This window comes from Streptomyces sp. NRRL WC-3549, assembly GCF_000721935.1.
In the GTDB taxonomy this organism is placed as follows: domain Bacteria; phylum Actinomycetota; class Actinomycetes; order Streptomycetales; family Streptomycetaceae; genus Streptomyces.
On sequence record NZ_KL585423.1, the window covers coordinates 123,034 to 129,867 of the forward strand.

The 6,834-nt window shown below is 72.6% G+C and carries 2 protein-coding genes and 2 pseudogenes; 1 reads left to right on the forward strand and 3 read right to left on the reverse strand.

Annotated features, from left to right (window positions below; all coding sequences use genetic code 11):
• From IH13_RS42840 to IH13_RS0126950, 3 genes and pseudogenes are all read right to left on the reverse strand, one after another.
• Nucleotides 1–179: pseudogene (locus IH13_RS42840) on the reverse strand (Na+/H+ antiporter subunit D); the annotation flags it as partial.
• 224 nt (nt 180–403) lie between these two features.
• Nucleotides 404–958: pseudogene (locus IH13_RS0126945) on the reverse strand (Na(+)/H(+) antiporter subunit C); the annotation flags it as partial.
• Nucleotides 955–3,855 (reverse strand): Na+/H+ antiporter subunit A, encoded by a 2,901-nt coding sequence (locus tag IH13_RS0126950; RefSeq protein WP_031088575.1) that lies wholly within the window; start codon nt 3,853–3,855, stop codon nt 955–957. The pseudogene IH13_RS0126945 and the gene IH13_RS0126950, both read right to left, overlap by 4 nt.
• A gap of 677 nt (nt 3,856–4,532) precedes the next feature.
• Between IH13_RS0126950 and IH13_RS0126955 the strand changes: the two genes are divergently transcribed.
• A partial coding sequence (locus tag IH13_RS0126955; RefSeq protein ID WP_082317713.1) for a nitrate- and nitrite sensing domain-containing protein occupies nt 4,533–6,834 on the forward strand: 2,302 nt, incomplete at its 3' end.

Below are 6,834 nucleotides of genomic sequence, written 5' to 3' on the forward strand. Positions count from 1 at the left end.
ACGTGGAGGGGGCCCTGCCGGTCGGCCGCCACCATCAGGACCACCGAGAGGCCGAGGACGGCGCTGAGCACGGCGACGCTGATGATGCGCTGGAAGCGGGCGAGCCGGGTACCGAAGGCAAGGCTCAGGCCGGTGGCGCAGAGGGGCAGCAGCACCGGCAGGGGCACGAGCGCGTTCATCCGTCGGCTCCTCGGTCGGGGTCGGAGGGATCGGGTCCTGCGGGGCCGGGGCCCGCGCCCCCGGGCCCCCCGGACCCGCCGGAACGGTCGGAACCGCCGGACCCGCCGGAACCGGAGGAGGCGCCCGGGGGGTCGCCTCCCGTGTCATGGGCAGAGGCGCCCGGGTCGAGGTCCGCGGGTTCGGTGGCGATGGGCGGGTGGCTGCCCCAGGGTGCGGCGTCGGGGTAGTCGTCCGGGTCGGCCCCCAGGATGTCGTGCCACAGGTCGCCCGAGGCGTCCCGGCCCCGGGCCTGGAGGGCCCGGTCGGCACGCAGCCGGGCACGCAGCCGGTGGCGCTCCTCGCGGTAGCGGTCACGCTCCTCGGACGTGGGCTCGGATCCCGTCCGGTACTCCTCGCGGATCTCGGCCCACTCGCCCCGTACCTCCGCGCGCAGGACGATGCGCCGGTCCTCCAGGTCGTCGTGGACCTCGTCGGTACCGGTCAACTGGTGGCTTCGGTACGCCATGGCCAGCAGGAACGCCGTGGTGGCGAGCGTGATGACGATGGCGGTCAGCGCGATGGCCTGGGGCAGCGGGTCGGTGACCCGGCCCAGTGCCACGCCGTAGAGCAGCGGTGCCTCGCCCGCCCTGCCGGTCGCGGCGATCACCAGCAGGTTGATGCCGTTGCTCGCGATCACCGCGCCGAGCAGGATGCGGGTCAGCGGCCGGGTGAGCATGAGGACGCCGCCCACCGCGCACAGGACCACGGCGGTCAGGAGCAGGGAGACGCTGACGGTCATCGGCCCGTGCCTCCGGCCCCGGGCTCGGCCGGCGCGAGCCCGCCCGCCGCCCGTTCGATCTGCCGGTCCACCTTGGCCCCGAGCGCGCGCACGATGTCCAGGACCACACCGAGGACCAGGAGGTAGACGCCGCAGTCGAAGAGGACCGGCGTACCGATGTGGAAGTCGCCGATGACGGGCAGGTGCCCGTGGTAGGTCCAGGCGTGCAGGACCGTGCCGTGGACGAGTCCCGCCAGGGCGACCCCGGTGGAGAGGAACAGCCCGAGGCCGGTGAAGAGCCCCGGTTGCAGGGGGGCGGCCTCCGCGAGTTCGAAGCGGCCGCCCGCGAGGTAGCGGGTGATGAGTCCGAGTCCCGCGACGAGTCCGCCGACGAAGCCGCCGCCCGGCATGTTCTCCGCGCAGAACAGCAGGTACAGGGAGAGGACCAGGATCGGGTGGAAGGCCAGCCGGGCGACCACTTCGAAGACGACCGAACGGTGTTCCGGCGCGAGGGTCGATCCGGCGGCCAGCCAGGTGCGTTCGGGGGCGGCGTCGTCGCCCCGCGGCACCCCGGTCAGCGTGGTGGTACTCAGTGACCAGGCGGTCTCCCCGCGCAGTTCGCCCCGCTTCTGGTCGGCCTCGCTGCGGCGGTGGACGTAGATGAGGCTGGTGACCCCGATCGCGGCGGCGGCCAGCACCGCGGACTCCCCCATCGTGTCCCAGGCCCGCAGGTCGACGAGGATGGTGGCCACCACGTCCTTGAGGCCGTGGTGGGAAGTCTCCTCGACCATCGCCGCACCCGCCGGCGGGGCCACGCGCGCCGCCGCCGTCACCCACAGCGCCACTCCGAGCACGGCCGCGCCCCCCAGCGCGACGGGGACGCGGAGCGCCCGCCGCCAGGGGCTGACCGACTCCTGGAAGTGCACCGGCATGCGGCGCAGGACGAGCACGAACACGATCATGGAGACGGTCTCGACACAGAACTGGGTGAGCGCCAGGTCGGGGGCGCCCTGCACCACGAAGAGCAGTGCGGTGCCGTACCCGGTCAGCCCGGCGAGGACGACGGCCTTCATACGGCGGCTGACGGCCAGGCAGAGCAGCGCGGCCGCGCAGGTCAGTACGGCGACGGCGCCCTGGAGCGGGGTGTCCCACAGCCGGGGGGCGGCCGCCCGGTGCCAGGGGCGGTCCGTGAAGAGCACCGCCAGCTGACCGCCCAGCATCACCAGCAGGGTGGTGGCGAGGTACACCGAGAGCGAGCCGCGCTGGACGAACCCGGTGACCTGGAGGGCGAGGCGTTCCAGGCCGAGCAGCAGGTGGCCGAAGACGCTGTCGGCGGTCGGCCAGGCGATCCGCCGGGAGAGCCGGGTGACGGTGGTGCGCGCGGCGAAGAGCAGGGCTCCGCCCGCCCAGGCGCAGGCGGACAGCAGCAGGACCGTTCCCCAGCCGTGCCAGAGCGCGAGGTGGAAGGGGTGGTCCGGGGCGGGGAAGGTGTCGGCGTACGCGCCCAGCAGTTGGTCCGTCCAGCCGATGCCGGGGCCCAGGACCAGGCCGGCGGCGGCGAGGACCGCGGGCGGGGCGAGGAAGGCGGGGGCCACCCGGTGCATCGGGGTGTCCTCGGCCCCGGGCTTGCGGGCGAAGGCCCCCCACACGAAGCGCAGGGTGTAGGTGACGGTGAGCACGGAGCCGGCGACGGTGGCGGCCAGCGCCCAGCGGTCGGCGGTGCCGCCGTGCAGCAGCGCGTCGAAGGCCGCCTCCTTCGCTGCGAAGCCGAGCAGCGGGGGCAGGGCCGCCATGGACGCGGCGGCGAGCACGGCCGTCGCGCACAGCCAGGGTGCCGAGCGGCCGATTCCGGAGAGTCTGCGCAGGTCACGGGTTCCGGCGGAGTGGTCGATGATCCCGGTGACCAGGAAGAGCGGCGCCTTGAACAGGGCGTGCCCCAGGATCATCGCGCCGGCGGCGAGCGCGGCGTTCCGGTTGCCGGCTCCGGCGAGCACCGTCAGGAAGCCGAGCTGGCTGACGGTCCCGTAGGCCAGCACCAGTTTCAGGTCGTTGAGGCGCAGGGCGCGCCAGCCGCCGAGCAGCATGGTCGCTCCACCGAGCACCAGGACGACGGGCCGCCACAGGGGTACGTCGGCGAAGGCGGGGGCGAGCCGTGCCAGCAGGTAGACGCCCGCCTTGACCATCGCGGCGGCGTGCAGGTAGGCGCTGACGGGGGTCGGCGCGGCCATCGCGTTGGGCAGCCAGAGGCTGAACGGCCAGATGGCGGACTTCGACAGGGCCCCGCACAGGACGAGGGCGACCGCGACCGACACGGCGAGTGTGGTGTCGGGCGGGTGGGCGACGATCGCGGAGATGCGGTAGGTCCCCGCCGCCTGACCGATGATCAGGAAGCCGACCAGCATGGCGAGGCCGCCCAGTGTGGTGACGGCGAGGGCCTGGAGGGCGGACCTGCGGTTCTGCTTGCGTTCGCTGCCGTGGCCGATCAGCAGGTAGGAGAAGACGGTGGTGAGCTCCCAGAAGACGTAGAGGGAGATCAGGTCGTCGGCGAGGACCAGGGCGAGCATCGCGCCGGTGAACGCGAGCAGGTTCCCGGCGAAGGAACCGAGCCGGGGCGAGTCGTCGGTGAAGTACGAGGCGCAGTACAGCAGGACGAGGGTGCCGACCCCTGCGGCGAGCAGCACCATGAGCTCGGCGAGTGCGTCCAGGCGCAGGGCGAGCGAGACGTCGTAGTCCGGGATCCACTTCCAGGTCCAGGAGACCGCTCCTCCGGCCGCCGCGCCGCTCCATTCGGTGATCGCCCACACCGTGGTGGCGGCGGGCGGCAGCGCGAGCACCAGGAAGGCGCGTCGGCCCAGCCGTCGCACCAGCGGGGCCGCGCAGGCCGCGAGGACGAAGTGGCAGACGATCAGCGTGATCACGACGGAGAGACCGGAGGGGCAAAGGGTGCAGAGTGAGCGAAGGGCACCGAATACAGATATATCCCTTGGCTCCCTTCACCCGTCCGGCGCGCCGCGTGGGGCGCGGACCACTGGCCGCGGAGCGGGCCGGACGAGGCCGGCGCACGTTCCGTTCTGGTCACTCAGAGGCGTGTGCCCGGAGCTCTGGTCCTCACACTCCGTCAGCCGTACCCGTACGCGACGGCTTTCCGGAGTACTGAATTCCGCACCGGGTCATCCGGCGGACGTGCGGAAACTCCCGGGAGGGGCGGCAGGCATCCGGTGGGGCATTCCATCGGCGCGGTAACGGTACGAAACCCGAGCCGCACCGGAAAGCGGGGCTGAATTCCATATTCCGGATTCCGGATCGTGAATTCAGGGTGTCGGCACCGAAAGGTGCACGCCCTCTTCCCGGGCGCCCCACGGGCCGGTACGCCCGCCACCGGGATCTCACGGACGCCGATAAGCCCCGGCGATCCGGTGCGCGCGAGAGGGGCGCGCCGTGTTGCACAGGTGAGCCCACTTTCTCTTCCTTTTTGCACTGTGACTAATATCCACGTGTCCAAGTTCTCAACGTATTTGACCAGTCACCGACTGGCACCATCGTCAAGGAGCATCCCCTGCGCACGCGCGCGTCACGGCGGACCGACTCGACACCCATGTCGTTGCGGACAGCCCTTCTCGTCCTGGCCATCGTTCCCGGTGTCGCACTGGCAGCCCTCTGGGCGGTGACCAGTGGTCAGACACTGCTCGACTTCCGACGCCAGGCGGCCCAGGGACTCTTGGCCGAGCAGGCGGGCCAACCGTCCAACATCGTCTACTACAACCTGCAGGAGGAGCGCCGGCTCAGCGCGGAGGCGCTGGCCCGCCCGGACGCCTCCCGTACGGCGCTGAAGGAGCAGCGCAAGCTCACGGACGACGCGATCACGACGTTCCGGTCCCTCTCGGACGTGGACGCGGACGACGCGCCCCCCGAGGTGCGGGACGCGGTCGGCAGGGCCCGCGAGGCCATGACCCGGCTCCCGGCCCAGCGCTCGCTGGTCGACGAGGGCGACGACGATCAGCAGCAGGTCGTCTACGCGTACTACACGGACCTGATCGCCGTGGACCTCAAGCTCTTCGCCGCACTGAGCCATGTGGACAACGGCGAGGTGACCACGGCGTCGCAGCCCCTCGTGGACATGTTCTGGGCCAAGGAGATGATCTCCCGCTCGGACGCGATCCTGGCCCGCGGCTGGCCCACCGGGAAGCTCAGCACGCAGGACGTCCAGGCGGTCCGGGAGGCGGTCTCCGGCCAGACGTTCCAGGTGCAGACCAAAGTGGTCCCCTACCTCCCCGAGGACGAGCGGGCCCGGTGGCAGGAGCTGACCGAGGGCTCCGCCTGGGCGGCCAAGACGAAGACCGAGGAGCAGGTCCTGCGCCCCGCGGTGGCCGACAGGGCCGGGTTCGTCGAGCTGGGGGCCGGGGAGAAGACCTGGCGCGAGGCGATGGACGGGGTCACCCCGCACCTGGTCGAGCTGCTGGAGAAGCGCACCGCCGCGGTCGTGGAGACCGGCAAGGGCAGCGTGCTGTCCCTGCTCTGGAAGATGGTCCTCACCTCGGTGATCGGCCTGATCGCGGTCGTCGCGGTGGTCCTGACCACCTGGCGCCTCACCCGCAACCTCCGCCGCCGCATCTCCGGACTGCAGGAACGCGCCGAGGAGCTGGAGCAGGCGCTTCCGGACGTCGTGGAGCGGCTGGCGCAGGGCGAGAAGATCGACGTCGAGGCCGAGGCCCGCTCGATCGAGGCGCCCGAAGGGGGCGGCGACGAGCTGACCCGGCTCGGCGGCGCCCTCAACCAGGCGCGCACCAGCGCCCTGGCGGCGGCCGTCCGGCAGGCCGACCAGCACCGCGGCTTCGAGCGGCTGCTCCAGCGCATCGCGCGCCGTACCCAGCAGCTCATCGGCCAGCAGCTGAAGAAGCTGGACGAGCTGGAGCGCAAGCACGAGGACCCGGAGGTGCTGGACGGACTCTTCGACCTCGACCACCTGACGGCACGCCTGCGCCGGTACGAGGAGAACCTGGTGATCCTCGCCGGCGGATCGCCGCACCGGCGCTGGCGCAAGCCCGTGCCGCTGCTCGACGTCATGCGCTCGGCGCAGGGCGAGGTACAGGACTACCGGCGGGTGGTGCTGGACCTGGACGGTTCGCCGTGGCTGTCCGAGCGGGCCGTCGGCCCGGTCTCGCACGTCCTGGCCGAGCTCATCGAGAACGCGCTGAGCTTCTCCCGGCCACCGAGCCCGGTCGAGGTCCGGGCCGCCCGGGTCAGCCGGGGCCTGGCCATCGAGGTCGAGGACCGCGGCCTGGGCATGGACGGGGAACAGCTCGCCGAGGCCAACGAACTGATGAGCCGTCCGCCGCGGATGGACGTACTGGCCCACTCGGAGGACATCCGGCTCGGCCTCTACGTGATCGCGCGTCTGGCGGACCAGCACGGGCTGCGGGTCGAATTCCGCCCCTCGGCCTTCGGCGGCACCCGCGTGGTCGTCCTGGTCCCCGACGAGCTGACCGTTCCCCGGCCCGGCGACGGACCGGTGGCCGTGCCGGGACCGGCCGCAGGGCGATGGCCGGGGTCACGGCCCTGGCCGACCGCGCCGCCCGGTCCGGCCGCGCGGCCGGGCACCCCGCCGGCCAGGAACCGCCGGCCGCGCACGACGGGACGGACGGCACACCGCCCCACCCTCACGAGGTGCCGGACCGGCCTTCGTACGAGGCCCCCGACGGCCCCTACCCGCCGGCCGCCCCGGCCTTCATGCCCGCCGGGCAGGCCTACCCGGCGTCGGACGGACCGTACGAGGGGACCGCCCGCGCCCCCTACGCCTCGGGCGACACGCCGTACGCGGACCAGGACCTCCCGTTCGGGGCCGGACCGGCCGCGTACCAGGGCACGGACCTGTCTCTTATACACATCTCTGATGGCGC